The sequence below is a fragment of the Mesorhizobium sp. B2-3-5 genome (assembly GCF_006442395.1).
Classification (GTDB): Bacteria; Pseudomonadota; Alphaproteobacteria; order Rhizobiales; family Rhizobiaceae; genus Mesorhizobium.
Window position 1 is genome coordinate 189347 of record NZ_VFVX01000004.1, and the last position, 25299, is coordinate 214645.

The following is a 25299-nucleotide window of genomic DNA, read 5'->3' on the forward strand; positions in this document are numbered from 1 at the left end:
GCCATCCGTCCTTGCTCTACCGCGATTTTATCCGAACCGAAGGACAGCGTAAGCAAAAGCAGGGTACCAGTTCTCGCTTGCGCGGGCGTTCAGTTCGGGATCATGGCCCAGCTTGCCCGCTTCGATCAGTGGTCTGAAGATGTCGACTGGGGAAAGCCGCCTCAACGATACCGTCATCCGCCCCTCGGAAGCGACGGCGGGTGATTTCTTCGCGCTTATGAAGCCGCGGGTCATGGCGCTTGCCGTATTCACCGCTTTCGTCGGTCTGATGGTGGCGCCTAGCGGGATGAATCCGGCCATTGCCGTGATTGCAATCGGCGCGATTGCGATCGGAGCGGGAGCGGCGGGGGCCCTCAACATGTGGTACGACGCGGACATCGACGCGTTGATGTCGCGCACATCACGGCGGCCGGTTCCGTCGGGCCGCGTCACGCCGGGCGAAGCTCTCGGCTTCGGCCTTGTGCTTTCCGGGCTTTCGGTCATGACGCTCGGCGTACTGGTAGGCTGGCTTGCAGCATCGCTGCTTGCCTTCACCATCTTCTTCTACGTCGTCGTCTACACGATGTGGCTGAAGCGCTCGACGCCGCAGAACATCGTCATCGGCGGCGCGGCTGGCGCCCTTCCTCCGATGATTGGATGGGCCGCCGCAACTGGCGCCATCGGCATTGAAAGCCTCATCCTGTTTCTGATCATCTTTCTGTGGACGCCGCCGCATTTCTGGGCGCTGGCGCTGTTCAAGGTTGGCGACTACGCCGCTGCCGGCATTCCGATGATGCCGAATGTGGCAGGCCCTGCTTCAACGCGAAGGCAGATCCTTGCCTATGCGCTGCTTTTGGCGCCGGTCGGCGTGCTGCCTTGGCTCTTCGGATTCGCCAGCGGCTACTACGGAATTGCCTCGGCCGCATTGGGTGCCGCTTTCATCTGGCACGCCTGGAAGGTTCTGGCCGCTCCCGAAAAGGAACTGAAACCGGCCAAGGCGCTGTTTGCCTATTCGATCTTCTATCTTTTCGTGATCTTCGCCGCGCTGCTTGCCGACACCATTGTCACGCGCACTTTGATCTCAGCCGGAGTTTGAGCGCAGATCGCCGTTCGCGAACCGCTCTCCGGCGGCCGGTCGGCACGTGCCGTGCTAAAGATGCTTACAGAGCTGTCGCGATGGCAGCGCACAGAATCCCAGCAGCAGCAGAATGATCATGCCAGGCTGAGTATGAGAAGCGTCCTTGCGTCCATGGTCGTCACTTTCGACCAGCGCATGATCCTGAAAATCGGGATCGATTTTTGCTTCGCCGACCTCTGGTTGGGAAAGGATCATGCGCCAATCCAACGGGTACAGCATCTTTGCGTGCCCCAAAAACGGTGCGCGGCGCTGCTAAGCATATCGAAGAAGTGCCGCCAGAGGCAGCCGAGCCGCTCGGTCCTCCTATCCTTGCCAACAACGGGCGACAAGTCCCGCGCAGGGGAGTATGTTGATGGCGGTGCAGGTCGCGGTCTTGCGTGGCCAATCATGCAGACGACAGCACCGCGAAACCGCGACCTTCCGGACCCGGTCTGGAGGAACGGTCATGGCAAGCTTTCATGTGATAGCAGGCGCCAGCGAGACGCTGGAACATACCAAAATTAGGAAAATCGGTGTTTCCGACCTTTTCGACGCGCTCAAACGGGGCGTCGATGATTTCATGGTCAAACCGTCGCATATCGTCTTTCTCTGCCTGATCTATCCGCTCGTGGGCGTCGTGCTCGCCGCTTGGACTTCAGGCGCCAATGCTTTGCCGTTGTTGTTTCCGCTGGTTTCTGGTTTTGCGCTGATTGGCCCATTCGCGGCGATAGGCCTCTATGAAATCAGCCGTAGACGGGAGGCCGGACTCGACACCTCCTGGCGTCATGCATTCGAGGTCAGGAATTCTCCGGCGCTGCCGGCCATCGCGGCGGTCGGGATCATGCTGTTTGCAATTTTCATCACCTGGCTTTTGACGGCGCAGATGTTCTACCAATACCTTTTCGGCCCGGCTCCGCCGGAATCGATATCCGGCTTCATCAATGCAATATTCGCCACCGGACGTGGCTGGACGCTGATTGTCCTGGGACATGCCATCGGTTTCGTCTTCGCTGCGGTGGTGTTGTGCACGACGGTCGTCGCCTTCCCATTGTTGCTCGACCGCGATATCGGCGCCTATGAAGCGATCCACACCTCGGTGCGCGTGGTCCTGGCGAACCCGATCGTGATGGCCGTCTGGGGGCTGATCGTGGCCGTCGGCCTGATCATCGGCTCGCTGCCAGTATTCGCCGGGCTTGCCGTCGTGTTGCCGATCCTCGGTCACGCCACCTGGCATGTCTACCGCAAGGTTGTGGGGCCGCCCGCCAGACCGGCGAGTTGAGGAGGTTTTGCGTCATCGCACCGGCCAGAGTGCCGGTGCGAGCTTGATCGATCCGTCAATAAGCCCGGTGACTGAAGCGGGCCTGATGTGCACCCATGGTCAGGTTGCGGAAATCCTTGCCGCTGACATGCACCAGCGTTCTGTGGTCGCCGCCTTCGAAGTAGATGTCGGCGGCATCGCCAAGGCTTTCATCGACAATCACCGGCACATCGTAGGCTGCGCCGATCGGCGGGATGGCGCCGGTGTCGCAATCACCGAAGAGCGAAATCACCTCGTCTTCGGAGGCGAGCCCGAGACGCTTGTCCATGACGTCTTGCAATGTGCCGAGTTCTATCCTGTGGGTGCTGGGCACCACGGCCAGCGCATAGCCGAGCTCGTGGTGAACAACCACCGATTTGGCCACTATGCTGCCGGGTACATGCGCGGCAATGGCGGCCTGTCTGCTGGTGGATGTGCGATGGTGGGCGACAGTGTCGTATGAGATTCCCTTCTGGTCGATAAAGTCCTTCAGTCTGGCTGCGATCGTCATCTTGGTCTCCCTTTGCCGGAGTTCATGACGCGTGGGGAAACGAGGGAAATCATTCTCCCAATGTCGTTTCGGGTACTAAAAATGGACCGGTGCTGATGGTTCGCGTCAGGGCCCGGCTCCGAAAAACGCCAGCCGCGTGAAAAGCGTGTAATCCGCTTCGAAGACCATCATTGTCACAAACACCAGGACCAATATTGGCGGTAAGATGATGGCATATGCCAAAGCCAACCGTTCCCAAGCCATGTGCATGAAGACGGCGACGATCAATCCTGCCTTGAGGATCATGAAAATCAGGATCAGCGACCATCTGAGATAGCCGTGGAGGCCGAAATAGTCGACCAGGTAGGAGCAGGTGCTGAGGATGAACAGCCACGCCCACACCACCAGATAGAGCTTGATCGGGTGCTCCTGGTGAACCTCCGTATAGGCGATGCGAGTCGCCGGCGCTTCATGCGCGGCGTGAAGTGCGTCTTGCCCGAGGCCGTTTGCGGTTGCTTCAGCCATGTCTGCCTCTCACCAAAGATAGAAGAATGCGAAGATGAACACCCAGACCAGATCGACGAAGTGCCAGTACAGCCCCATGATCTCCACGTTCTCGTAGCGACCCGTACGGCTGGTGAAGAAGCCGCGCCGTCCGACGTCGTAGTCTCCGCGCCAGACCTTGCGCGCCACGATGATCAGGAAGATCACACCGACGGTCACATGCGTGCCGTGGAAGCCGGTAATCATGAAGAAGCATGAGCCGAATTGCGCGGCACCCCAGGGATTGCCCCAAGGCCGCACCCCTTCGGTGATCAGCTTGGTCCATTCGAAGGCTTGCATGCCGACAAAGGTCGCACCGAGTGCAGCAGTCAGAAGCATGAGAATTGCCGTCTTGCGGCGGTCGCGGCGGTAGCCGAAATTGACCGCCATGGCCATCGTTCCGCTGCTGGAGATCAGCACGAAGGTCATGATGGCAATAAGGATCAGCGGGATATCCGAGCCGCCGATACGGAGTGCAAAGACCTCGCTCGGATTGGGCCACGGCACGCGTGTGGAAATGCGCGCGGTCATGTAGGAGAGCAGGAAGCAGCCGAAGACGAAGGTGTCGCTGAGCAGGAAGATCCACATCATGGCCTTGCCCCAGGACACGTTCTTGAACGCGCGCTGATCCGAGGACCAGTCGGCGGCAATGCCTCGCCAGCCCGCTGGCCGTGGCTCCGTCTGGCCGATATGTGTCAGTGTCTGTGCCATGCGCTTGATCCCCTTAGGTCAGCAACAGCCGGCAAATATCGACGAACGTCGCGGCCCAGCCGGCGAGCAGGGCGAAGATGGCAAGCCAGACGAAAAGCAGGAAATGCCAGTACATGGCGCACAGCTCGACGCCGAGGCGAACCCGCTCCGGCCGCGCTCCAGTCCAGGCGCTGGTGGTGGTTCTGCCCAGACCCACCAGCCCTCCCAATATGTGCAGGCCATGCATGCCGGTTGTCAGGTAGAAGAAACTGTTGGCCGGATTGGAGGCCAGAAAATAGCCGTCGGCGGTCAGCTGCCGCCATGCCATGAGCTGTCCGATCAGGAAGGCGAGCGCAGTGAGCCCGGCCGTGGCAAGGCCGAGCCTGACTGTGTCGATCTGGCCCCTGCGCGCCGCGACCGAGGTGCATTGCAGGGCTATGCTGCTCAGGACCAGCACGCCGGTGTTGAGCCAGAGCAGCCGCGGCAGCGGCAACGGCTGCCAGTCCGGCACCGCCATCCGCATGAAATAGGCGCTGGTAAAGAGCGCGAAAAGGCAGCCGACGACGGCGAGAAAGACGCCGAGGCCGATCTTGGCGGTTGGCAGCGTTGACCGGTTGAGGGCGACAACATCTCCGGCCAGACCTTGCTCGAGCCATGGCTTCGACATCAGCCCCTGATGTGAAAGCCACCATCCGGCAAAGCCGGCGACGACGAACAGGAAGACTATGATGACGCTCATGTCGGCTCTCTCGATGGGCCGAAGGAGCCCGGCATGTTCTGCGGGATGAAATCCTCCTTGGCGCCCGGCACGCTGTAATCATAGGCCCAGCGATAGACGATCGGCAGGTTCTTGCCGAAATTGCCGTGGGCCGGCGGTGTTTGCGGCGTCTGCCATTCGAGGGTCGTAGCCCGCCACGGATTGCCGCCGGTCTCGCGGCCGTGGCGGATGCTCCAGATCAGGTTGAACAGGAACACCATCTGGGCAAAGCCGACGATGAACGCCATGATGCTGATGAACGAGTTCAGGTGGCGGGCCGACTCCGTCATGATGGTCATGTCGGTCAGTTCGGCATAGCGCCGCGGCACGCCCATCAGGCCGAGGTAGTGCATGGGGAAGAAAATCAGGTAGGCACCGAGGAACGTGACCCAGAAATGGAACCGGCCCAACGTCTCGTCGAGCATCCGGCCGGTGACCTTCGGGTACCAATGGTAGATCGCGCCAAAAACCACGAGAATCGGGGCGACACCCATGACCATGTGGAAATGGGCGACGACGAACATCGTGTCGGACAGCGGAACATCGACGACGACATTGCCGAGAAACAACCCGGTCAGCCCGCCGTTGACAAAGGTGACGATGAAGGCCAGGGCAAAGAGCATAGGTATGGTGAGATGGATGTCGCCGCGCCACAGGGTCAGTACCCAATTGTAGACCTTGATGGCGGTTGGAATGGCGATGATCAGCGTCGTGGTGGCAAAGAAGAAGCCAAAATAGGGGTGCATGCCGCTGACATACATATGGTGCGCCCAGACCACGAAGCTCAGCGCGCCGATGCCGACGATGGCCCAGACCATCATCCGGTAGCCGAAGATGTTCTTGCGGGCATGGGTGCTGATCAGGTCGGACACGATGCCGAAGGCCGGCAGCGCCACGATATAGACCTCGGGATGGCCGAAGAACCAGAATAGGTGCTGGAACAGGATCGGACTGCCGCCATTGTGCGCCAGTTGCTGGCCCAGCTCGGAGATTGCCGGCATGAAGAAGCTGGTGCCCAGGACCCGGTCAAGCAGCATCATCACGCTGGCAACGAACAGCGCCGGAAAGGCGAGCAGCGCCATGACGGTCGCAGTGAAGATGCCCCAGACGGTCAGCGGCAGGCGCATCATTGTCATGCCGCGCGTGCGGCCCTGCAGCACGGTCACCACATAGTTCAGGCCGCCCATCGTGAAGCCGATGATGAACAGGATCAGCGAGGAGAGCATCAGGATAATGCCCCAGTCCTGGCCGCCTGGTGTGCCGCTCATAATGGCCTGCGGCGGGTAGAGCGTCCAGCCGGCCCCAGTCGGCCCGCCGGGCGCAAAGAAGCTCGACACCAGGACCAGCACGGCGAGCAGGTAGATCCAGTAGCTCAGCATGTTGACATAGGGAAAGACCATGTCGCGCGCGCCGACCATCAATGGGATCAGATAGTTGCCAAAGCCGCCAAGGAAGAGAGCGGTGAGCAGGTAAATCACCATAATCATGCCATGCATGGTGATGAACTGGTAATAGGCTTCCGGGGTGATGAAGTTGAACGTACCGGGGAAGCCGAGTTGCAGCCGCATCAGCCAGGATAGCACCAGGGCGACCAGGCCGATTCCCGTTGCTGTCGCCGAATACTGGACGGCTATCACCTTTGCGTCCTGCGAGAAGATGTATTTTGTCCACCAGCTGTGAGGATGGTAGAGTTCCACTTCCGCGACTTCGGCCGGTGGGATTCCATCTGCAGGCGTGATGTCGACCATGGGAACGCTCCGTGTTCTTTTCAGCGAGACCCGACCGTTTCGAGCTTTGCTGCAACGTTCAAACCTGACGCCATCGTGCCCGATGCCTGGTCCGCCGAGCCCGTTTTCTGGGGTGCCGACAGCTGCGCGAAAGTCTGCTGCTGACCAATCCAGGCCAGGTAGTCTTGTTGCGTGTCGACGACGACCACACCATGCATCAAAGGATGCCCTTGTCCGCAAAGTTCGGCGCAAAGGACCTGAAAGGTTCCGGTCTTGGTCGGGGTGAACCAGAAATAGGTGACCGAGCCCGGGACCATGTCCATCTTGGCGCGGAATTCCGGCACGAAGAAATCGTGCAGCACATCAATGGAGCGAAGCAGCATCTTGACCGGTTTGCCGACCTGCAAATGCAGGTCAGCGGCTTCGACCACGACATCGTCCTGACCATTGGGATCGCCGGGGATGATCCCCAGCGGATTGTCGGCACTGACGTCGCGTGTGTCCGACGTGCCGAGCTTGCCATCCTTGCCGGGCAGGCGGAAACTCCATTGCCATTGCTGGCCAATGACCTCGACCTCGGTCGCGTCGCTTGGAACGGTAACAAACCGGCTCCAGACGAACAGGCCGGGAACCAGCAACGTCGTGACCCCAACTGCGGTGACGATCGTCAGCCACGATTCGAGCCGCTTGTTTTCCGGTTCGTAGGCAGCTCGGTTGCCTTCCCGATGACGGAAGCGGAAGACGCAATAGGCCATGAATAGAACCACGGCGGCGAAGACGACGCCGGTGATCCAGAAGGTGATGATGATGGTGTTGTCGATATAGTCCCAGTTCGAGGCAATCGGCGTCCACCACCATGGGCTCAGGAGGTGAAACGACACTGAGCCCACTACAATCAAAACGAGTACAAGCGCTACGGCCATGTCCCGTCCCTCCGGCATTCCAGGGGCGCGAAGCCGTCCCGAAAAATACCAGCTGCATCATAGCTCGATTTGGGGTCGCAATTCCAGCGCCGACTATCTTGACGGGAAAAAATGCAGCTTTTGCGCTTCGAGGCGGGCCATTCCCCAGGGCGGGACCAGGTCCTTTATCATGGAATGGCGTTTCTCCGCCCAACGATGATGGTCATGCGGCAAGGCCTTGCCGCTTGGCCGGATCGACAATCTCCTTGGTCATCTCGATATCGGCATCTTCAACCACCGGGGCTGGCGACGGTTTTCGCGCATGCGTTGACGGAAAAGCCGCCTATCTCCGATTTCGTGGGAAGATGTCCGGCGGGACAGGTGCGCGGGATAGCGGCAGACTGGTTTCCTTGGCCAGTTTTCTTCCCAAGGGCCAGAAATGGCAATGCCGCCGGGGGAGGCCCGGCGGCATGTGTTCTTGGCTGACTATCGCCGCTTCGGCCGCGATGCGCTACGGGCCTGTCCCTGCTTGGATCGTGGCGGCCGCCTGATCGATCTTGCCGGCAAGGACGCCCTGGGCCCAGGCAGTGACCTGGGCATCGACGGGCTTGTTGGCCATACCCGCCAGCGCTGCGTCAAGCGATGCCTGATCGGTGCCGACGGCCGCCGCGGTGGCTGCCGCCTCGGCCTGGGCCGCCGCCGCATTGTCGGTGTCGACAATGGCCTGCTGTGCGGTGATCTGGTCTTTCACAGCCTGGATCTGGGCAGTCGTGGCTGACGAATCCGCCTGCAGCGCGGTCAGCTGCGCGTTCAGAGTATCCAGTTGGGCCTGGGCGGTGGCCGCTGTCGCGGCCGCCGCGTCAGCCGCGGCCTGGGCGACCTTGGCTTTCGCGGACTGTGTCACATACGCCTGAATGGCAGCGAACTTCTTGCTCCTGGAATTCATGTAAGCGTTGATATTGCGCTGCAGCGAGTTCAGCCGGCCGAGCTTGGCATGGATGTTCTTGTCGTTGGGCACGGACGCGACCTGAGTCGTATCGACCGTGGTGTCGGTCGTTGTGTCCGTTTCCGTCTTGGCCGCATGCCCTGGAGCCGACGCAGACTTGCCATGCGAAGCGCCACTGTTGCCATTCCCATTGCCATTGCCATTGCCATTACCCTTGCCGCCGCCGCCGCCGTTGCCTTGGCCGCCGCCGTTGCCGCCGGCATTGCCACCGCCATTGCCGTGCCCGTTGCCGGCGAGCGCCGGGGACGCAAGAAGCGCCAATGCGGCAAGTACCGCGAACAGAGTTTTTCGGTTTGTCATAGTGTCTCTCCTCGGGAATCGCCACTCCGCCCAACGCTAAAACAGCCTCTTATGAGAAATCGCTAAAAGTACAGAATAAACTTTGGCTAAATGTGTCCCTAATCCCTTGGCCGGATCCAGAAGGCGCCGTAACCTCCTGATATTACTTCAAAATCGGCGCAGTAAAACTACTACTGTACTGAAGTCCCATACTAGCCGGACGATGGTCCTAGGCATCAACCCCAGCGGTTAGGCAGAAGTTGCGGGCTGGTTTATAGGAAGCACGCTGAATTGTTGAAAGCTTGGCCACGGTACGACGCGCCATGCGAGCCACATGCGCTAGATCAGCAGCAGGCCCTTCATGCTGGAATGGCCTTTTCGCCCGATGATGATGTGGTCGTGCACGGCGATGCCCAGCCGCTTGGCCGCGTCGATGATCTCCTTTGTCATCTCGATATCGGCGCGTGAGGGCGTCGGGTCGCCTGAGGGGTGGTTGTGCACCAGGATGATCGCGGTCGCCGACAGTTCGAGCGCCCGCTTGACCACTTCTCTGGGATAGACGGGTGTGTGGTCGACAGTGCCGGTCTGCTGTACTTCGTCGGCGATCAGCGCGTTCTTCTTGTCGAGGAACAGGATGCGGAACTGCTCGCGTGCCTCGAACGCCATGGCCGAGCGACAGTAGGCGAGAAGCTGCGTCCAGGACGACAGGACTTCACGGCCATGGACTTCGCCGCGCGCCATGCGCTGCGCTGTCGCCGCGACGACCTTCAGGTCGAACGCCACCGCCGGGCCGACACCCTTGATCTCCTGCAACAGGTTGACGGGCGCGCCAAGCACCTCGGCCAAAGTGCCGAAGCGCGCCAGCAGCGCCTTGGCGGTCGGCTTGGTGTCGGCGCGCGGGATCAGGCGGAAGAGCAGGAGTTCCAGGAGTTCATAGTCGGGCAGGGCATCCGGACCCGCCGAGGCAAAGCGCTCGCGCAGGCGGTCGCGATGGCCGAGATAGTGTGGTTTCTCCTCGGATACCGGCCTGGCTTTCGCCGCGGGTGGTACCGGCACCTCGGAGAAGAAACTCCGCTCGTCGTCGTCGCTGACTTTCCCCATGCGCCCCCGCATCCGGCAATCAATCGGGCAAAACAGTCGCCCGACATGTCAAAATATCAGGCCGGCAGGCCGGGGCGGTCGAGTTTTGCGGGCGAGAGCGTGAAAATCTCGCAGCCCGCGTCGGTCACGCCGATCGTGTGCTCATACTGTGCCGACAGCGAGCGATCACGCGTCACCGCCGTCCAGCCATCCGACAGGACCTTCACATGCGGCCGGCCCAGGTTGATCATCGGCTCGATGGTGAAGATCATGCCGGGCCGCATTTCCACGCCTTCACTGGCGTTGCCATAGTGCAGGATGTTGGGCGCATCATGGAACAGCTGGCCGACGCCATGGCCGCAGAAGTCGCGCACCACCGAGCAGCGTTCCGCCTCGGCATAGGTCTGAATGGCGGCGCCGATGGCGCCGGTGCGGGCACCCGGCCTGACCGCGGCAGTGCCGCGCATCAGGCATTCATGCGTGACCTCGAGCAGGCGTTCCGCGGCGCGCTTGATGGTGCCGACGGGATACATGCGCGAGGAGTCGCCGTGCCAGCCATCGAGGATGTAGGTGACGTCGATGTTGACGATGTCGCCATCCTTCAACGGCTTGTTGTCTGGAATGCCATGGCAGACGACATGGTTGATCGAGGTGCAGGACGATTTCGTATAGCCGCGATAATTGAGCGTCGCCGGCAGCGCGCCATGGTCCATGCCGAATTCGAAGACGAAACGGTCGATGGTATCGGTCGTGACGCCGGGAGCGACCATAGGCACCAGTTCGTCCAGGCAGCGCGCGGTGAGGTCGCATGCCTTGCGCATGCCGGCAAACCCTTCCTCGCCATAAAGGCGGATCTGGCCGGTATTTCTGAGCGGTGCCGTGGCGGCGTCGAGATAGGTGACCATTTTGTCCGTGTAGAAGGTGGGGCGCTGCAGGAGTGCTGGCGTGAAGATCCCCCCAGATTTGGCACTTGGGGGCAAAAGGTTCAAGGAAGAACTGTCTGATACCGCCCGAGTGGGCGGGATATTGGTCTGGTCGGGGTCATCTCTGGTCGGTTTTGCACGGTTTGCTTTCTTTTCCGCCCATCGTGCGTTAGGGCGGGTTATGTTTTGGAGATCGCCTCCCTCACGCAAGTGCGCCAGATCGCTTGAAGCGCCGCTGACGGCAGCCTGCTCATGTCTGATGGGCCTGGTGCTGCTGGCGATGCTGTGTCTCGGCCGGCCTGATGTGCCAACCTTCGCGGACCCTGCACAGGGCGGCGTCAGCGTTGGTCTGGAACGGTCGGGCGAGTTGGCGGCACTGCCGCGTGTCACCAACAAGGCGCAGGCGCTGGAGGTTCGCGGCGCCCGGCCAGTGCTGGCCAAATTCGCCAGCGGCCATCCGGCCCTGCCGGCGCCGCAAGCTGTCTTCCTTCGGTTCGATCCGACGTTACCTGCCGTATTTATTGCCGACCATGGGGCGATCGGCGCGCCCAGCGTAAACAGCAACCAGCCGCGCGCGCCGCCGTCCACGCGGGCCTGAGCGGTCCAGGACCGCAGGTTTCACCATCATTTCGCATGCCACTCGTGTCGCGACCCGTGCGGCGGCCGTCAGCCGCGCATTGGTGGCGCGACGCGTCATTTCCGGATCAATTCAATGCAACGGATCAAGACATTCAAAAGCCTGTCGCGAGCGGCTTCGGCCGCCTCATTCCTCTCCGTCCAGGCGCTCATCTGCATCGGAACCGCTTATTGGGCGATCGCCGAGACGCTCTATTTGTCCGGAGCCGGAGCGCTTGTCCTTGGCGTCCTATTCGCGTTGCCGTCGGCCTATGTTCTGCTGACCGTGGTGCGCATGGCCTTCGACGCGGAGACCGACCTGGCCAACCAATGATCACGCTGCCGGGATGCATTGGGGGGACCTGCCGGGCCGCTCGGCGCCGGTAGGTTTTCCTCGGCCCGTTGCGGCAAACGCGACCGCTTCCGCAGTGACGACACATTTGCGTGGCACGTCAGACCAAGCAACTTTTGACGACGAACGGCGTTGCTGGGGCGACGCCGGTTCTGGAGATGTCGGATGGATAGATTGCAATTCGAGGTGCCGGTGCGGATCGCGCCAGGGTCCGGCTTGCCCGTCGAGGAGATCTATAGCGTCGAGCAGGCGCTCGATTTTCTCCAGGACTGGCCGGCACGCCGGCAGGGACCGGTTTATCAAAAGGCTTTCAATGCCTGCTTCGGCGCAACGGTGGATGTAGTCAAGACCGAGGATGCCTGCCGGGCATTCATGGCGTTCTGCCGTGTCACCGGACTGATGGCCAGCGACATGATGGCGCCGCGCAAGCGTGGCGGTGAGGCCAGGGTGCTCCAGGCCTGAGGCCCGCTCCGCCTATCCCGATCAAACCAGCTCGACTTGATTGCACATTACGATCCGGCGACCAGATCGTCTCGATAGCGGCGTTAAGCTTCCGTTTCCACCTTCGCGGCTAGGCCATTGCTTGTTCAGCAATGGTTGATTCGTTGCGTCAGTCTCATGGTTCGGAAGATGTCCCCAGAAAAAGTCCGTGCGTTCCCGATCGACCGTCAGCTATTCTTGGTCAAAGAAGTTGCAGCCAATCTCGGCAATCTGCACGGCGAGACCGCCACCTCCTTCTGGAAGGCAAAAGCGGTCGAGTTGCTTGATCTCGTCGTTGGATCCGGCAGGGACAGGGCGGCAGCCAGTGACGAAGTACGCAGGTTTTTCCTTGCGGTACAGAGAGAACTTTCGGCTGGCACGACCGCCGAAGCGACACCAGTTCTTTCAGCCTGAAGTAATATCCAACCCCCGATAACTCCACGCTATTTGCACGACGGCGCGCGAACGCGGGTCGTAGCTGAGACTCGGCAAGCGATGGAGCGCTCGGCCTCGACTTCGGCGGTCGCGCGGTCATCTTGCTGCCGTCCTCGCTCGGCCTGCACCTCGACACGACGGTCGCCCCTGGCGGGACGACGCTGCAGGCCCGGGCCGCGCGGCATGGCAGCATGAGTTCAAGCCGGACCGCTCGGTGCTTTCGTCGTCCAGGGCGCTGGCGCTGCCGAGGACGCAGTCGCCGTCACCGCCGGCGTCAAGCTGAACTGGGGTTCCAAGACATCCGTCTTCGCCACCTTCGACGGCAAGTTCGCCGACCGGGTGCATACCTATGGCGGCAATGTCGGGTTCAGGGTGAACTGGTAGGGCAGGGCGTCGGCACGAACCTGTCGCAGGCTGGCAGCTCTGAGGCTCGCCTTCGCTGCCCGCATCTAGCCTTCGTATCGGCTGTCCCGTCAGAAAAGCATGGGACGATACCGATAACCTCGTCTGCAGGACCTTAGTCCCAAGTCTGCCAGACATAAGTCCTACTGTGCGCGGATCGGCCAACGAAAATTCTTTCTTTTTGAGGCCAATAGGCCACCGATCAAAAAATGAACCGAACTTTTTAGCCGTTCGTTCATATGTGCGTGTCTTCTAATTTGTCATGACTTTCAAACGCTTCACCCGAATTCGGCTTATAGCGGACGGTATACGCCGGGGTACGAGCGCGAATGTTGCCACCATATTCGCCCTGACCTTACCGATCGTCGTCGGGGCGGCGGGCTTCGGTATCGAAACGTCCTACTGGTATTACAACAGCCTCAAACTTCAGGCGACGGCCGACGCCGCGGCCTATGCCGGCGCGCTCGAACAGATCTCTGGGTCAGACAAGCCGACGATCGTCGCGGCCGCGACCCAGTCGGCCGCCTCCAATGGGCTGGGTTCCGGCACGATCGTCGTCAACACGCCGCCGGCGTCCGGACCGAACACGGCGAAGAAAGCGGTCGAGGTCATCGTCAGCCAGAACCTCGACCGGATGTTCACTTCGATCTTCACGCAGGGCCAGGTTCCCGAAAAGGCGAGGGCGGTGGCCCTCATCACCAATGCCTCGAAGGCCTGCGTGCTAGCGCTCGATCCATCCGCATCGCAGGCTACGCTGTTTTCAGGCAACACCAGCGTGAAGCTCACCGGTTGCTCGGTGATGTCCAATTCGATTGCCTCGGATGCCATCAAGCTTCAGGGTTCGGCAGGCCTCCAGGCCGATTGCCTGATAACGGCGGGCGGCGTCTCTCTCAACAACCCCGTCACGACAGTTTGCGCAGCCCCGATCACCCAGGCGCTGCCGGCCGCCGATCCATTCGCCGGCCTGCCGACGCCGGCGGCCACCAACCCCTGCCAGAACAGCAACAAAGCGACGCTGGCGCCGGGTACGTACTGTAATGGGCTCAGTCTTAGCGGCAGCGTCGCCCTCCAGCCGGGCGTCTATGTCGTTCAGGGCAATCTCAAGATAAACGCCAACGCTGCCATTACCGGCACCGGGGTGACCATCTTCATGTCGGGCAGTTCGACGGTCAGCATAAACGGCAATGCCTCTGTGCAGCTCAGTGCGCCGACTTCAGGCACCTATTCAGGCGTTCTGTTCTATGGCGACAGGACAGGTAACAGCGCATCCAGCACCTTCAACGGCACGGCCGACTCGCTACTGACTGGGGCCATCTACTTCCCAAAACAGCAGATCAGCTATCTCGGCAATTTCTCGGGCAACAGCGGCTGCACCCAGGTCGTCGCCAACACGATCCAATGGTCCGGAAACTCAACCATCAATCAGGATTGCACGAGCCTTGGCATGCAAGATATTCCGGCCACGCAGTCCGTGGCGCTGGTCGAGTAGCCTGCCGTGGAGCGTCGATCGATCTCGTATCTTAAAGATGAGGCGGGCGTTGCGGCCGTCGAGTTCGCAATGATTCTACCCTTCCTGTGCGTTGCGCTGCTCGGCATCCTGGACGGCTGGTCCTACGTGACGAGTTCACTGTCGATGCGCGCAGGCGTCAAGACTGCCGCGAACCTGGTCATGGCAGGATCGACCAATGATACGGCGACCCAGGCCGTTGCCATTTCGAGTTGGGAGAAGCGGCCGGCGGATGGCCAGGTCACGCTAAGCCGGATTTACATGTGCGGGACGACCGTGGTCGACGCCGCCACCCTGTGCAGTGGGCCCAAGGCGCCATCGGTCTATGTCCAGATCCAGGCGTCGGCCACCTGGGTGCCGCCCTTCACCTTCGGCGCCTTTTCCACGTCCAGCGTCATCGGCCACCTGGAGGTGATCCGTGTCCGCTAGAGGCGTCCTTCGTTTCACGGAAACGCAGGCCCGCTCCATGTCCTTGCTGGGACGCAATTCCGGACGGAAAACCGCTTCGCACTTTTCCTGGACCTGCGCCAAGGCAGCCGTGTTCAGGCGGGATCGATCGGGCGGTGCCGGGTTGGAATTCGCATTGATCGCCCCCTTTCTCATCATGCTTTTGTTTGGCATCTTCGCCTTCGGCTGGTCGATGAACTCCATATCCAGTGTTCGCTATACGCTGGAGATGTCGGCACGCTCGCTGCAGCTTCAGAACACGCTGACCCAGGCGGACATCCAGGCTATCGCTACACAGAAACTTCAGGCCCTGGGTTTGAAGGATGTCGTCGTCACGATCGTCATGGATCCGGCGAGTGGTGGCTTCCGCATGGCACATCTGACCGCCAGCTATGCCTTCGTCATCAATTTTCCCTATTTCAGCGCCTTCCCGATCAACTACGCGACGACCGTTACCGTGCCGCTGGTCGGCGGATAGGCCACGGTCCGCCAAGCATGAGCTTTGGTGATCAAGGGATGTACGGCCCGCTGCCTTACCCTGGCGGGTCGCTATTGCGCGGCCGTCCGCATGATCGCCGTCGCAATCGGCCTCGTCGCCTCAATCCGTCCAAGGCAATGATCCGGAATATTCGGCCGAATTGCCTCGGCGCATTCTCTGTCCATGGCCGCGACAGCTTCGCCAGACACTACGTTCGCGGCGTGGGTAGTGGTGGATGATGCGAAAAGAACCGTCTGAGTTATGAGAGCCGAAAAGACGGCGACCTGTATCAGAACGGCGGCAAAGGCGATCTTCTTGAGCATGCGGCGAGAACGCGTGGCACTTCCACTGGTTCCCTCCATGTCACGCTCTTGTCGCGCGGGCGAGGCTTCCCATTATCCCTGGGGGACGGAGCGCCGTTGCCGTCAATGGAACGGCGGATCCTTTGCAGCGGCAAATGGTTCAGGCGCCACGGACATCACGGTCCAATAGTCGTATGGCGGGTTCACGACGATGTTCGGCATTGGCGCGATCGATGCCCTCCACGGTGATCGCGAAGGTGCCGTTTTCGACCCTACCTATCCAGCCTTTTGCTTTCAGATACCAAAGATGAAATTCGAGATGCTCACGAGGACAACCTGACAGGCGTTCAAGTTCTGTATCGCCAATGCCAGGATCGTTGACGTCTTGTCGGCGTTTGACGTAAAGAAGCGAGAGAAGTTTTGCCTGAATTACGACGTCACGCTCTATACCTTTGTTATTGCCGGTTTCCTCAATCAACTCGCGGCGAAGCTTCAAGTGGTCTTTGTACTTGATGTCGTACTGAGCGCGTTTGACCGGGTCTTTCAGGATGTTATGAGCTTCCACGATTTCGCTAAAGCGTGCCTCATCGCCGGTGTCTTGGTTGTCGGGATGGTAGCGCATGGCAAAGTAACGAAACACCCGCTCTAACGTTTCCGAGTTGGCGTTCGGGCTAATTTCGAGAATTTCATAATAGTCAATGAACATAGAGTTGGTTCCCCTGGCGCGCTTATATGCCGATTTACCAGAATACGGAATATCCAACGGCTCAGGATCAAGTCTAGGTGGAGATGTCAGAGCTTTGCTTTGCAAAATCCAGACCTTGGTTCACGGCGATGGACGGTATCAATCACCGCCACGGACAGATGTCGGGCGCCTGTTGGGCGAGGCGCTTCCGGGTGAGCGCTTGCCCAAGCAGACACCCAGATTCGCGACCCTGCACAGATCGCCGATTCGGCAGTGCAAGGTAGGTTTCATCGCGGAAGCTGCCTCTATCGAAGGGGGATTTTCATAGGGTGTTCGAGAGTGGCGAACTCATGGCGCGCTTCGCTGCTCAGACGCTTGGGCTGCTACTACCCCGGACAAGCCCCGGCAATGGGATGGCTCAACCAATCGCTGGCGACGAGCGCGAAGAGATCACTAGCGGGAACCTATCCGGTCGATCACGACCCGCTCGGATTCATCGGCGGTGTGTCATCGTTCCGCAGGAAACGTCCCAGGGAGCTTCGGTTCGCCAGGCGCATGCTGCGGAAGGAAATTAGAGCCCGAAAGAGAAAACCCAAGGGTTGGTATCGTACCCCAGGCGCGGCTTGGGTTTGCTTGTGTCAGTCTGTGATGAAATGGCGGTACCGGTTGCCGTACAATCCAATTTTGCTGCCTTTACCGCCTTGATCGACAGACCGGCACATGCGTTGGCAGTGACCTTTGCCTTCTTTTCATGCGCCACAGCGGCACTTGACGCGGCAAGGACAACAGCCGCGCACGCGATAGCAAGTTTCATTAGAAGCTCCTATTTTAGTAAAAACTAATGAAAAGTTAACGTAACGTCAGATAACCGTCAACGGATAGGATCGACCCCGGTGGTGCCATCAAAGTCCGCGGTCGGTGCACGTGATTTCGGAAACCGAATTGTGCCACCACTCGGTACAAGTCGACCCAAGGGCCGGCGGCAAAGTACGCGGCAGCCGCCAAAGGCGGTTCGGACGGCCACGGCGTGACGAAGTCTCTTGCTGACCAGTTCGGCGGCCAACTCCAGATACGAAGTTGAATACTTCGCACACAAGTTTGGTCTGATGGTTGAGCAGGTTCGCGATCTTGTTCAGCGACACGGCCACGATCGGGAACTACTCGAACGCCGAAAAGCTCCGAACATGATTACTTTGTCGACCGCCGGCGGGATCCGAATCCTAAGCTTCAGTGCGCTAGGTGCGGAGAGAAGGCGGCCCGGCTGCCGGGGGTTTTTCCTTTGGGGGACCAGCAGCCGAGCCATGCCGGAGTTCCTCCCGGCTGATTTGATCATGCTCTTATATTAGCAAGAACGCAAATACGATTTGTAATCTGATATGAGCGCTCCCGGGAGACGCCAGCGCGCGCCAGAGGCCTCGGCGATGTAGGACAGCGGCGGCGGGAGACGCATGCTGGCGGGGCTGCTACGCTTACAAATCCGTCAGATAGGTCTTCATCGCCCGATGCGGCATGCCAGCTTCCTCGAACGCGTCGCCATAGGCTACGAAACCGAGCTTCCTTCGTCCAGACGCTCAGTCGTAGATGATCTGGCTGCGCGATCCGTCCAACGTGATGAAGCCGATGTGCCGCCGATCCTGATAGAACTCGCACGACGCGACCAACCGATGGGGGGCATGCGCCTTGTTGCGGATTTCGAATTCGATCGTCACCTTCAGCGGATCAACTTGCTCCGTGACGCTGATGCGCCTGTAACTCTTGTGACTCTCACCATGCAGTTCGAAAAACCGCAGAAAGTTCTCACACCGTGCGATCGGGGTCAGCGCCGGCTCCGAGGCTGCCGGCGAAAGCATCAATGCGTAGGCGCACAACGCGGCCAGGATCGCGGTCATTTCCTCAACCTAACGCCGGCGCCGCCGTCGACCGTCTGTCCGTCTTCGAGGAAGATAGCGCCGGCTTCACGGAGCGCGTTCCAGGACCTCCAGTGTGGCGTTGCGGGGGTTGACATTCCGGTCTCGAAATTCTGGAGCGTCGCAACGCCGACCTTGGCCGCGTCGGCGAGGTTCTGCTGCGCGCGAGCGGCGCGGCACTGTGTCGGCATCATCAATTCGATCATCCCCCAGAAACACCTTCGTGCAAGGCGTTGGTCGCGTCGAGGAGCTTTCGAAAAACCTCTATCACGTTTCGTACTTCGCCAACCAGCGCGGTTTCGACGGTAACCAGGAATGCGTCTGCGTTGCCAAGTTCATCGTGACGTTCGAGACGATGCTGGCGATGTCGGCGGCGACGGTAAGGCACACCGAAATCAGCGATGAGGAGCTTTTCGGCCCGACTGGCGGGGCGACAGTCAATTGACTCAAAGACTGGCCATTTTTTGGCCCGGCGACTTCGGCTTCCGGGCCTTTTGCGTTCAACGGAACGAGATGCCGGGAAGCCGGTTAACTGGGTATGCCAATCAAGGTCAAAGAACCTCCGGCGAGGCCCGACCCGAAGAAGCCGCCTGTCCGTCGTCCCGACGAGGAAGAATCGCCACAGCCCAAACATGTCGATCCGCCGCCGCGAGATGTGCGAGAGGCACCAGTACCAAATCCCAACGGCGATAAGAAATCCTAAGCGTTCCCCAGGCGAAAAAGGGCCCGGCTGCTTCGGGGGGCGGCATTGCTATGTCTGTGGCGGAAAAATCACGCAACTCGAATGTCCAGCACTTCAACTGGCGCGAGCTTATTATCCAGCTAAGCGAGGCGTACCATTGTCCACGGGTAAAAGGGGACACTCCTCCCGAACTGGCGCCCGCTGCGGAATAACGTGGTGGGCGTTTTCTTTACCCCGCAACGGCCGAGCCCGACCGATCACGACATCGCGGAAGTTTTTGGCCCGCTGCCTCACGGTGGCGGGCCGTTATCCCTTGGAAACAGGCTTTCCAGCCGCCGCCAGTTTGGCCAGAAAGGAGCAGGTCGACCTCCTTTGCCAGATCCTTTGCAGTGTAGCCATGCGCACGAAGCATCGATTGCAAGCAGCGCTTGGAGCAGCGGCGGCCTTGGAGCTTTGAAAGGACGTTACAGGCCTCGAGATAGTCACAGCGATAGTCTGTGGAACTTCAGGTGAAACCGGGCCGCGACCCGCAGCGCGAGGCACCACCAGTTCCCAATCAGTTCGAGGCTCTTCTTTATCTGATAATCCACCGGTCGCACGCCGGGCATTGAGTTGTTCTGTACGCCATTGTGAGATTTTGGCTGCCATGGAAAAAGGCCTTAGCTGACCAAGCGGTGTGTATGGCAATCGTACAGCGCGGACACTTCATCCGACTTCTTCCCTCGAAAGCGGCATGCGAATGTCCTCCTCCGTCCGCGACCGTTTATTCGGTGCTTATTCGACAAGTTCAGGGGGTAGGTGCCAAGCGCTTGAAATCTCTGGTACGCCCAAGGGGAATCGAACCCCTGTTACCGCCGTGAAAGGGCGGTGTCCTGACCGCTAGACGATGGGCGCGCTCAGATGAAAGCGGCTTATACTGACGTTGCACGCAACCGGCAACCCGTCTGTGGCCGCTCGCGACAACTTTTTTCCGACCTGCCGAAGCGATCGATTTGCGCGGCCTTGACACCAGTTTCCGGCCGGTGCCCCAACAAGACGACCGCATCGATTTGCGAACTCTTTCAGGCGATTGCGAGCCACTTCGACGTTGGATCGCCCCGCAACACCAGATTCTGGTTGGTGTCCGGCTGGCCCACTCCGAAATCAGCCCTCGTCACCGCCGCCGCGCCGCCGGCAGCGCCAGTTCCAGTCGCGCTCGGGACCGACATCGACGTGAACCGATTCGGTGTGGCAGTAGGTGCCGACGCCGCCACGACCGGGCATCGTCCTGACGTAGCTCGCCAGCTCCCATTTGGAGACGCCGGGCACCTGGATGTCGGCGGCGGCGCAATACATGTGCAGCGAATTCTTGGCGCCGTTGGCGCGACGGTTGCGGGCAGGGTCGCGATAGCCCGAGGTGACGACCATCTTGCGGCCGTAATGGCCTTCGATCGTCTTCAGCACGCGCACCAGCGACGGCTTCAGGCAGGCCACATCGACGCTTTCGTTCTGCCTCAGCAGCCCGTTGGGCGCCAGGCGCGCCATGCCGGCGGCGGACGCAACCTGATAGGAGCCGCCTTCGTCCTCGTTGAGGTCGACGTCGCTTTCATCGTCGAGGCCGGATTTGCGCTTGATCTCGAACAGGGCCGTCTGGCGCACGCCGGGCAGGGCGTCGCTGCCCGTGATGTGACCGGCCTCGTCACCGGTCGAAGCCAACCGTATCGGCTTTGCCGTGGAATCGGCGGAGGCCAAAGTGATGATCGGCTTTGCCGCCGCCGGCGCTGGTTTGGCCTGCGCGGCCGGCTGTTCGCCCGATCGCGTGTTGACCAGCGGAGCAGGCGTCGCCGAGGCAGGCGTGGCGCCAAACATCGAGGCCAGGAAGCCTCTTCTTTTCGGCGGCTCGGCTTGCGGTGTTTCACCCGCGGTCACATAGACCGGGTTGTTCATCACCGGCGCCGCGGTGGGCTTTGGCGCCGTCACGGCGGCATCGGCGGTGGCGATCTTCTGGGCGACCGCGTCGGTCTGCTGCGCCGTCTGCACCGGCTGCTGCAGGGACTGCGGCGTTTGTCCCGCGATTGTTTCAGCGCCGGCCGGCGCTATCAGCGGAAAGGTGGCTTCGGGCTTGGCCATCGGCACGTAGGCGACCGTTTCGGGTAGTGCCGTGTCACCTTCGCTCATAACGGTCGTTTGCGTGGCCGTCATCTGCGATGACGAATCGGCGGTGGCGACCGGCTTACTGGTGGTTCCCGCGTGGATGTCCAAAGAGGAGGTATTGTAGCCAGGCATCACGACCGACATTGTCGGGTCGCCAGCCGATGTGCAGGAGGCCAGGAGCACGGAGCAGAGCGCTGCCACGATGGCGCGGCGTTCTCCCTTTGCGAGGCTCCATCCTTTTGATTTCAAAGCCAAATTCCCCCTCGATGTCCGGTCGGTACTTCCTTGGCGGCGTGAGATGTCGCCGTCCAAGGTGACCTTTGTCTCCGATCCGGAAACGAGACCTGTGTCAAATCCGCAAGCTTGAAAATTTTTTTGCAGTGATCGCCGATTACGGCTGCTTGATGGTTGACGACACCATTTCGCCCGCTTTTACGGGCCCGTCAACTCACCAGACATTACAGTCGGTTACACACGCACCTTGACATAGGTGCCAGGCGCATCGCCCAAGGTTTTCATATGCTTGCCGGGTTTGCGGGCCGGCACGCGGGTATTGTCCTTGGCCTCTATCCAGCTTTGCCAATGCGGCCACCAGGATCCGGGATGGTCGGTTGCCCTGGCTATCCATTGGTCGAAGTCACCGATCGGCGCGCCGCCGGTCCAGTACTGGTATTTGTTGGAGGCGGGCGGATTGACGACGCCTGCGATATGGCCAGAGCCCGCCATCACATACTCGACCTTGCCGCCGAAATATTTAGAGCCGAGGAAGACCGACAGCGCCGGCGCGATGTGATCCTCCCTGGAGGCGAGGTTGTAGATCGGGATGGTGACGTCGCCGAGCGAGACCGTGTGCCCCGCTAGTTCCATCGTGCCGCGCGAGAGGTTGTTCTCGAGATAGCAGTTGCGCAGGTAGAAGGAGTGATTGGCCGCCGCCATGCGGGTCGAATCGGCATTCCAGTAAAGCAGGTCGAAGGGCAGGGGTTCCTTGCCGCGCATGTAGTTGTTGACGACATAGGGCCAGATCAGGTCGCCGGAGCGCAGCATGTTGAAGGCGGTCGCCATCTTGGTGCCGTCGAGATAGCCCTTTTCATTCATCGACTTTTCCACCGCCGCGACCTGTTCCTCGTCGACGAATACTTTCAGGTCGCCGGCATAGGTGAAGTCGACCTGGGTGGTGAAAAAGGTCGCCGACTTGATGCGGTCGTCGCCTTCCTTGGCCATCAGTGCCAATGCCGCCGCCAGCAGCGTGCCGCCGACGCAGTAGCCGATCGCGTTGACATCCCGTTCGCCTATGGCTTTCTCGATCGTGTCGAGGCCGTATTGCAATCCTTCCCTGATGTAGGCTTCCCAGTTCTTGGCACCGTGACGCTCGTCCGGATTGATCCAGGAGATGACGAAGACGGTGTGGCCCTGCTCGATCGCCCAGCGGATGAAGGATTTCTGTGGGTTGAGGTCGAGTATGTAGAACTTGTTGATCCACGGCGGGCAGATCAGCAGCGGGCGTTTCAGCACCGTCTCGGTCGCCGGCTCATACTGGATGATCTCCGCGACATCGCTGCGGCCGACGACCTTGCCGGGCGTGGTGGCGATGTTCTTGCCGATCTCGAAGGGGGAATAATCGGCCTGGCGCAGCTTCAGGTCGCCCTTGCCGGCGGCGATGTCCTCGGCCAGCATCTTCATGCCGCGCACCAGGTTCTCGCCGTTGGAGGCAACGGTTTCGCGAAACAGCTCCGGGTTGGTCAGAATGAAATTCGACGGCGAGATGGCGTTGGACACCTGCTTGACGTAGAAGCTCGCCTTGTGGCGGGTGTGCTCGTCCAGACCTTCGGCGTGCTCGACCAGTTCGGACGCCCAGCGCGAGGTGACGAGATAGGCCTGCTTGAGGAAATCGAAGAAGGCATTGCGGCCCCATTCCGGATCCTGGAAGCGCTTGTCGCCAAGCTCGGGCTTGACGGCATCGTCGGCACCTTCGGCGTTGGGGCTGACGCGCTGGATGGCGTTCGCCCACACAGTCATATAGCCGGCGAACAGCCGCGTCTGCGCTTCGAGCGCGCGCTGCGGGTCGGCAAGCCAGTATTCGCTGAGCTTGGAGAACGTCTTGACCATGTCGACGACCGGTTCGGCGACGTGGTCACGCACCTCGCCGCGTTCGCGCGGCTCAGCCCAGGCGGATGCTGCCTTGCCGGCCTGCTCGACCATGCGCGCCATATTCAACGCGAAGCGCTCCGGATCTTTCACCAGATATTGCTCGACGGTCGAAGGTCCGCCATCTTCCGCTTTGCCCGAATCGGGTGTCTTGGACATGGTGCGCGGGGTTCCTCCCGAAGCGTTTTCTTGACATATTACCATGGGACATCCGACCGGGTCCAACGTCGCTCTACATCGGCTGCCAAGGAAACAATATGACGATTAACATTGGCGAGACTGTTTTTTTCGGCGCCGGTCACTTTTGCCGCATCGGCGCGGCAATCGTCCTCCTTGGGGTTGCCGGGTGTTCGAGCACGAATACCAGCGGTCCGGTGCCGATGGCCGAGAATGCGGGCCCGAAGGATACCGGCACCTTTCCGAATCTGAACATCCCGCCGAAGGTGGCGAACAAACAGTTCACCGAAGCCGAGAGGAATGCGAAACTCGCTGAACTGAAGGCCGACGAGAACGCACAAGCGCCAAAAGGGGGCGCCCCAAAGGTCACCAATCAGGCGGCGCTGACGAATCTGGCCAAGCAGCATGGCCCCCAGACGCTGAAGCAGATCGAAGGCAAATGCGACCCCGCCCTCGACCCTACCTGCAAATGAGTATATAGCGCGCGCCCAACGCCCCTGAATGTCTGGGCTCTTTCGATGTCTGGAACCGTCATGGAAGAATTTCACAAGGTCCGCCGCCTTCCGCCCTATGTTTTCGAGCAGGTCAACCGGCTCAAGGCCAGCGCCCGCTCGCGCGGTGCCGACATCATCGACCTCGGCATGGGCAATCCGGACCTGCCGACGCCCAAGGCGATCGTCGACAAATTGTGCGAAGTGGTGCGCGATCCGCGCACGCATCGTTATTCTTCCTCGCGCGGCATTCCGGGCCTGCGCCGGGCCCAGGCGGCCTACTATCAGCGCCGCTTCGGCGTGAAGCTCGACCCCGACACGCAAGTGGTGGCCACGCTTGGCTCGAAGGAAGGCTTCGCCAACATGGCGCAGGCGATCACCGCGCCCGGCGACGTCATTCTGTGCCCCAATCCGACCTATCCGATCCATGCCTTCGGCTTCATCATGTCGGGCGGCGTCATCCGTTCGCTGCAGGTCGAGCCCGATGACGGCTTCATTCCGGCAGTCGAGCGGGGCATCCGCCATTCGATTCCGAAGCCGCTGGCGCTGATCCTCAACTATCCGTCGAACCCGACGGCGCTGGTCGCTTCGCTCGATTTCTACAAGGACGTGGTGGCATTCGCGAAGAAGAACGACATCATCATCCTGTCCGACCTCGCCTATTCGGAGATCTATTTCGACGGCAATCCGCCGCCTTCGGTGCTGCAGGTGCCAGGCGCCATCGATATCTGCGTCGAGTTCACCTCGATGTCGAAGACCTTCTCCATGCCTGGCTGGCGCATGGGCTTTGCCGTCGGCAACGAGCGGCTGATCTCGGCGCTGACCCGGGTGAAATCCTATCTCGACTACGGCGCCTTCACGCCGATCCAGGTGGCGGCGGCACATGCGCTCAACGGCGACGGCGCCGATATCGCCGAGGTGCGTGACATCTACCACAAGCGCCGCGACGTGATGGTCGATGCCTTCGGTCGCGCCGGTTGGACCATTCCGGCCCCGGCCGCCTCGATGTTCGCCTGGGCGCCGATCCCCGAACCTTTCCGTCATCTCGGCTCGCTCGAATTCTCCAAGCTGCTCATCGAACACGCTGATGTGGCCGTGGCGCCCGGTGTCGGCTTCGGCGAACATGGCGACGATTTCGTGCGCGTGGCGCTGGTCGAGAACGAGCACCGGATCCGCCAGGCGGCGCGCAACATCAAGCGCTTCCTGTCGACCAGCGCCAAGCAGCCCAACAATGTGGTGCCGCTGTCCGCCCACCGGTAAGCCGTAAATAA

29 protein-coding genes and 1 tRNA gene are annotated in these 25299 nt (G+C 60.7%); 12 read left to right on the forward strand and 18 right to left on the reverse strand.

Annotated elements, in window-relative coordinates; all coding sequences use genetic code 11:
- Positions 1–139: 139 nt before the first annotated feature.
- Complete coding sequence (locus tag FJ958_RS07335; RefSeq protein WP_140741109.1) at positions 140–1075, forward strand: heme o synthase; 936 nt, start codon at positions 140–142, stop codon at positions 1073–1075.
- Between the two features lie 54 nt (positions 1076–1129).
- Here the strand turns inward: FJ958_RS07335 and FJ958_RS07340 are convergent, their stop codons facing one another.
- Positions 1130–1312, reverse strand: coding sequence for a hypothetical protein (locus FJ958_RS07340; RefSeq protein ID WP_140741111.1), 183 nt, complete (start codon positions 1310–1312; stop codon positions 1130–1132).
- A 250-nt stretch (positions 1313–1562) separates the two neighbouring features.
- Between FJ958_RS07340 and FJ958_RS07345 the strand changes: the two genes are divergently transcribed.
- On the forward strand, positions 1563–2375 hold the full coding sequence (locus FJ958_RS07345) for a DUF2189 domain-containing protein (RefSeq protein WP_140741113.1): 813 nt from the start codon (positions 1563–1565) through the stop codon (positions 2373–2375).
- Positions 2376–2430: 55 nt separating this feature from the next.
- Here the strand turns inward: FJ958_RS07345 and FJ958_RS07350 are convergent, their stop codons facing one another.
- From FJ958_RS07350 to map, 9 genes are all read right to left on the reverse strand, one after another.
- Positions 2431–2904, reverse strand: a complete 474-nt coding sequence (locus FJ958_RS07350; RefSeq protein ID WP_140741115.1) for an aminoacyl-tRNA deacylase — start codon at positions 2902–2904, stop codon at positions 2431–2433.
- A 105-nt stretch (positions 2905–3009) separates the two neighbouring features.
- Positions 3010–3408: a cytochrome C oxidase subunit IV family protein gene (locus tag FJ958_RS07355; protein ID WP_140741117.1), complete on the reverse strand. Its 399-nt coding sequence runs from the start codon at positions 3406–3408 to the stop codon at positions 3010–3012.
- A 9-nt stretch (positions 3409–3417) separates the two neighbouring features.
- Entirely contained in the window at positions 3418–4137 is a 720-nt protein-coding gene (locus FJ958_RS07360) for a heme-copper oxidase subunit III family protein (protein ID WP_140741119.1), read from the reverse strand.
- A gap of 13 nt (positions 4138–4150) precedes the next feature.
- Positions 4151–4855: a cytochrome c oxidase subunit 3 gene (locus FJ958_RS07365; protein ID WP_140741121.1), complete on the reverse strand. Its 705-nt coding sequence runs from the start codon at positions 4853–4855 to the stop codon at positions 4151–4153.
- Positions 4852–6621, reverse strand: a complete 1770-nt coding sequence (gene ctaD, locus FJ958_RS07370) for a cytochrome c oxidase subunit I (RefSeq protein ID WP_140741123.1) — start codon at positions 6619–6621, stop codon at positions 4852–4854. Before ctaD ends, FJ958_RS07365 begins: the two co-directional genes overlap by 4 nt.
- Before the next feature lie 20 nt (positions 6622–6641).
- Positions 6642–7523 carry a cytochrome c oxidase subunit II gene (locus FJ958_RS07375; protein WP_140741125.1) on the reverse strand — a complete coding sequence of 294 codons (882 nt, stop codon included), beginning with the start codon at positions 7521–7523 and terminating at the stop codon, positions 6642–6644.
- A gap of 490 nt (positions 7524–8013) precedes the next feature.
- Entirely contained in the window at positions 8014–8808 is a 795-nt protein-coding gene (locus FJ958_RS07380) for a hypothetical protein (protein ID WP_140741127.1), read from the reverse strand.
- A 318-nt stretch (positions 8809–9126) separates the two neighbouring features.
- On the reverse strand, positions 9127–9888 hold the full coding sequence (radC, locus tag FJ958_RS07385) for a DNA repair protein RadC (protein WP_140741129.1): 762 nt from the start codon (positions 9886–9888) through the stop codon (positions 9127–9129).
- A gap of 56 nt (positions 9889–9944) precedes the next feature.
- Positions 9945–10772 (reverse strand): type I methionyl aminopeptidase, encoded by an 828-nt coding sequence (map, locus tag FJ958_RS07390; RefSeq protein WP_140741131.1) that lies wholly within the window; start codon positions 10770–10772, stop codon positions 9945–9947.
- 40 nt (positions 10773–10812) lie between these two features.
- Between map and FJ958_RS31805 the strand changes: the two genes are divergently transcribed.
- From FJ958_RS31805 to FJ958_RS07430, 7 genes are all read left to right on the forward strand, one after another.
- Positions 10813–11388 carry a hypothetical protein gene (locus tag FJ958_RS31805; protein ID WP_210243443.1) on the forward strand — a complete coding sequence of 192 codons (576 nt, stop codon included), beginning with the start codon at positions 10813–10815 and terminating at the stop codon, positions 11386–11388.
- Between the two features lie 114 nt (positions 11389–11502).
- Positions 11503–11739 (forward strand): hypothetical protein, encoded by a 237-nt coding sequence (locus tag FJ958_RS07400; RefSeq protein WP_140741135.1) that lies wholly within the window; start codon positions 11503–11505, stop codon positions 11737–11739.
- A gap of 183 nt (positions 11740–11922) precedes the next feature.
- A complete protein-coding gene (locus FJ958_RS07405; protein ID WP_140607530.1) occupies positions 11923–12219 on the forward strand; it encodes a DUF982 domain-containing protein in 297 nt (98 codons plus the stop codon).
- 168 nt (positions 12220–12387) lie between these two features.
- Positions 12388–12651 (forward strand): DUF6074 family protein, encoded by a 264-nt coding sequence (locus FJ958_RS07410; RefSeq protein ID WP_140741137.1) that lies wholly within the window; start codon positions 12388–12390, stop codon positions 12649–12651.
- 685 nt (positions 12652–13336) lie between these two features.
- Entirely contained in the window at positions 13337–14563 is a 1227-nt protein-coding gene (locus FJ958_RS07420; RefSeq protein WP_181176317.1) for a pilus assembly protein TadG-related protein, read from the forward strand.
- 6 nt (positions 14564–14569) lie between these two features.
- Entirely contained in the window at positions 14570–15010 is a 441-nt protein-coding gene (locus FJ958_RS07425; RefSeq protein WP_181176318.1) for a TadE/TadG family type IV pilus assembly protein, read from the forward strand.
- A 109-nt stretch (positions 15011–15119) separates the two neighbouring features.
- Positions 15120–15506 carry a TadE/TadG family type IV pilus assembly protein gene (locus FJ958_RS07430; RefSeq protein WP_281406650.1) on the forward strand — a complete coding sequence of 129 codons (387 nt, stop codon included), beginning with the start codon at positions 15120–15122 and terminating at the stop codon, positions 15504–15506.
- Between the two features lie 71 nt (positions 15507–15577).
- Here FJ958_RS07430 and FJ958_RS07435 read toward each other — a convergent pair whose 3' ends face one another.
- From FJ958_RS07435 to FJ958_RS07460, 5 genes are all read right to left on the reverse strand, one after another.
- On the reverse strand, positions 15578–15829 hold the full coding sequence (locus tag FJ958_RS07435) for a hypothetical protein (RefSeq protein ID WP_246676869.1): 252 nt from the start codon (positions 15827–15829) through the stop codon (positions 15578–15580).
- 139 nt (positions 15830–15968) lie between these two features.
- Entirely contained in the window at positions 15969–16514 is a 546-nt protein-coding gene (locus FJ958_RS07440) for a J domain-containing protein (protein ID WP_140607525.1), read from the reverse strand.
- A 550-nt stretch (positions 16515–17064) separates the two neighbouring features.
- On the reverse strand, positions 17065–17307 hold the full coding sequence (locus FJ958_RS07445; RefSeq protein WP_140741142.1) for a hypothetical protein: 243 nt from the start codon (positions 17305–17307) through the stop codon (positions 17065–17067).
- Between the two features lie 757 nt (positions 17308–18064).
- Positions 18065–18382 (reverse strand): hypothetical protein, encoded by a 318-nt coding sequence (locus FJ958_RS07455; RefSeq protein ID WP_140741145.1) that lies wholly within the window; start codon positions 18380–18382, stop codon positions 18065–18067.
- A complete protein-coding gene (locus FJ958_RS07460) occupies positions 18379–18606 on the reverse strand; it encodes a transcriptional regulator (protein WP_246679525.1) in 228 nt (75 codons plus the stop codon). The genes FJ958_RS07455 and FJ958_RS07460 overlap by 4 nt, the downstream gene beginning before the upstream one ends.
- 17 nt (positions 18607–18623) lie before the next feature.
- Here FJ958_RS07460 and FJ958_RS07465 point away from each other — a divergent pair, with 17 nt between their 5' ends.
- Positions 18624–18845, forward strand: a complete 222-nt coding sequence (locus FJ958_RS07465; protein ID WP_140741147.1) for a hypothetical protein — start codon at positions 18624–18626, stop codon at positions 18843–18845.
- A 1056-nt stretch (positions 18846–19901) separates the two neighbouring features.
- Here the strand turns inward: FJ958_RS07465 and FJ958_RS07470 are convergent.
- The 3 genes from FJ958_RS07470 to phaC form a co-directional block, all read right to left on the reverse strand.
- Positions 19902–19976: transfer RNA gene (locus FJ958_RS07470), tRNA-Glu, on the reverse strand.
- A 249-nt stretch (positions 19977–20225) separates the two neighbouring features.
- Positions 20226–21470, reverse strand: coding sequence for a YcbK family protein (locus FJ958_RS07475; protein ID WP_140741148.1), 1245 nt, complete (start codon positions 21468–21470; stop codon positions 20226–20228).
- Between the two features lie 213 nt (positions 21471–21683).
- On the reverse strand, positions 21684–23519 hold the full coding sequence (phaC, locus tag FJ958_RS07480; RefSeq protein ID WP_140741150.1) for a class I poly(R)-hydroxyalkanoic acid synthase: 1836 nt from the start codon (positions 23517–23519) through the stop codon (positions 21684–21686).
- A gap of 98 nt (positions 23520–23617) precedes the next feature.
- Here phaC and FJ958_RS07485 point away from each other — a divergent pair, with 98 nt between their 5' ends.
- Together FJ958_RS07485 and FJ958_RS07490 are read left to right on the forward strand one after the other, a co-directional pair.
- Entirely contained in the window at positions 23618–24010 is a 393-nt protein-coding gene (locus FJ958_RS07485; RefSeq protein WP_140741151.1) for a hypothetical protein, read from the forward strand.
- Positions 24011–24070: 60 nt separating this feature from the next.
- On the forward strand, positions 24071–25288 hold the full coding sequence (locus FJ958_RS07490) for an LL-diaminopimelate aminotransferase (protein ID WP_140741153.1): 1218 nt from the start codon (positions 24071–24073) through the stop codon (positions 25286–25288).
- Positions 25289–25299 lie beyond the last annotated feature (11 nt).

Bases quoted from the DNA above. Each gene is read 5' to 3' on its own strand.
- FJ958_RS07335 (WP_140741109.1), top strand. From the start codon at position 140: ATGTCGACTGGGGAAAGCCGCCTCAACGATACCGTCATCCGCCCCTCG.
- FJ958_RS07340 (WP_140741111.1), bottom strand. From the start codon at position 1,312: ATGATCCTTTCCCAACCAGAGGTCGGCGAAGCAAAAATCGATCCCGAT.
- FJ958_RS07345 (WP_140741113.1), top strand. From the start codon at position 1,563: ATGGCAAGCTTTCATGTGATAGCAGGCGCCAGCGAGACGCTGGAACAT.
- FJ958_RS07350 (WP_140741115.1), bottom strand. From the start codon at position 2,904: ATGACGATCGCAGCCAGACTGAAGGACTTTATCGACCAGAAGGGAATC.
- FJ958_RS07355 (WP_140741117.1), bottom strand. From the start codon at position 3,408: ATGGCTGAAGCAACCGCAAACGGCCTCGGGCAAGACGCACTTCACGCC.
- FJ958_RS07360 (WP_140741119.1), bottom strand. From the start codon at position 4,137: ATGGCACAGACACTGACACATATCGGCCAGACGGAGCCACGGCCAGCG.
- FJ958_RS07365 (WP_140741121.1), bottom strand. From the start codon at position 4,855: ATGAGCGTCATCATAGTCTTCCTGTTCGTCGTCGCCGGCTTTGCCGGA.
- ctaD (WP_140741123.1), bottom strand. From the start codon at position 6,621: ATGGTCGACATCACGCCTGCAGATGGAATCCCACCGGCCGAAGTCGCG.
- FJ958_RS07375 (WP_140741125.1), bottom strand. From the start codon at position 7,523: ATGGCCGTAGCGCTTGTACTCGTTTTGATTGTAGTGGGCTCAGTGTCG.
- FJ958_RS07380 (WP_140741127.1), bottom strand. From the start codon at position 8,808: ATGACAAACCGAAAAACTCTGTTCGCGGTACTTGCCGCATTGGCGCTT.
- radC (WP_140741129.1), bottom strand. From the start codon at position 9,888: ATGGGGAAAGTCAGCGACGACGACGAGCGGAGTTTCTTCTCCGAGGTG.
- map (WP_140741131.1), bottom strand. From the start codon at position 10,772: ATGGTCACCTATCTCGACGCCGCCACGGCACCGCTCAGAAATACCGGC.
- FJ958_RS07400 (WP_140741135.1), top strand. From the start codon at position 11,503: ATGCAACGGATCAAGACATTCAAAAGCCTGTCGCGAGCGGCTTCGGCC.
- FJ958_RS07405 (WP_140607530.1), top strand. From the start codon at position 11,923: ATGGATAGATTGCAATTCGAGGTGCCGGTGCGGATCGCGCCAGGGTCC.
- FJ958_RS07410 (WP_140741137.1), top strand. From the start codon at position 12,388: ATGTCCCCAGAAAAAGTCCGTGCGTTCCCGATCGACCGTCAGCTATTC.
- FJ958_RS07420 (WP_181176317.1), top strand. From the start codon at position 13,337: ATGACTTTCAAACGCTTCACCCGAATTCGGCTTATAGCGGACGGTATA.
- FJ958_RS07435 (WP_246676869.1), bottom strand. From the start codon at position 15,829: ATGCTCAAGAAGATCGCCTTTGCCGCCGTTCTGATACAGGTCGCCGTC.
- FJ958_RS07440 (WP_140607525.1), bottom strand. From the start codon at position 16,514: ATGTTCATTGACTATTATGAAATTCTCGAAATTAGCCCGAACGCCAAC.
- FJ958_RS07445 (WP_140741142.1), bottom strand. From the start codon at position 17,307: ATGAAACTTGCTATCGCGTGCGCGGCTGTTGTCCTTGCCGCGTCAAGT.
- FJ958_RS07455 (WP_140741145.1), bottom strand. From the start codon at position 18,382: ATGACCGCGATCCTGGCCGCGTTGTGCGCCTACGCATTGATGCTTTCG.
- FJ958_RS07460 (WP_246679525.1), bottom strand. From the start codon at position 18,606: ATGATCGAATTGATGATGCCGACACAGTGCCGCGCCGCTCGCGCGCAG.
- phaC (WP_140741150.1), bottom strand. From the start codon at position 23,519: ATGTCCAAGACACCCGATTCGGGCAAAGCGGAAGATGGCGGACCTTCG.
- FJ958_RS07485 (WP_140741151.1), top strand. From the start codon at position 23,618: ATGACGATTAACATTGGCGAGACTGTTTTTTTCGGCGCCGGTCACTTT.
- FJ958_RS07490 (WP_140741153.1), top strand. From the start codon at position 24,071: ATGGAAGAATTTCACAAGGTCCGCCGCCTTCCGCCCTATGTTTTCGAG.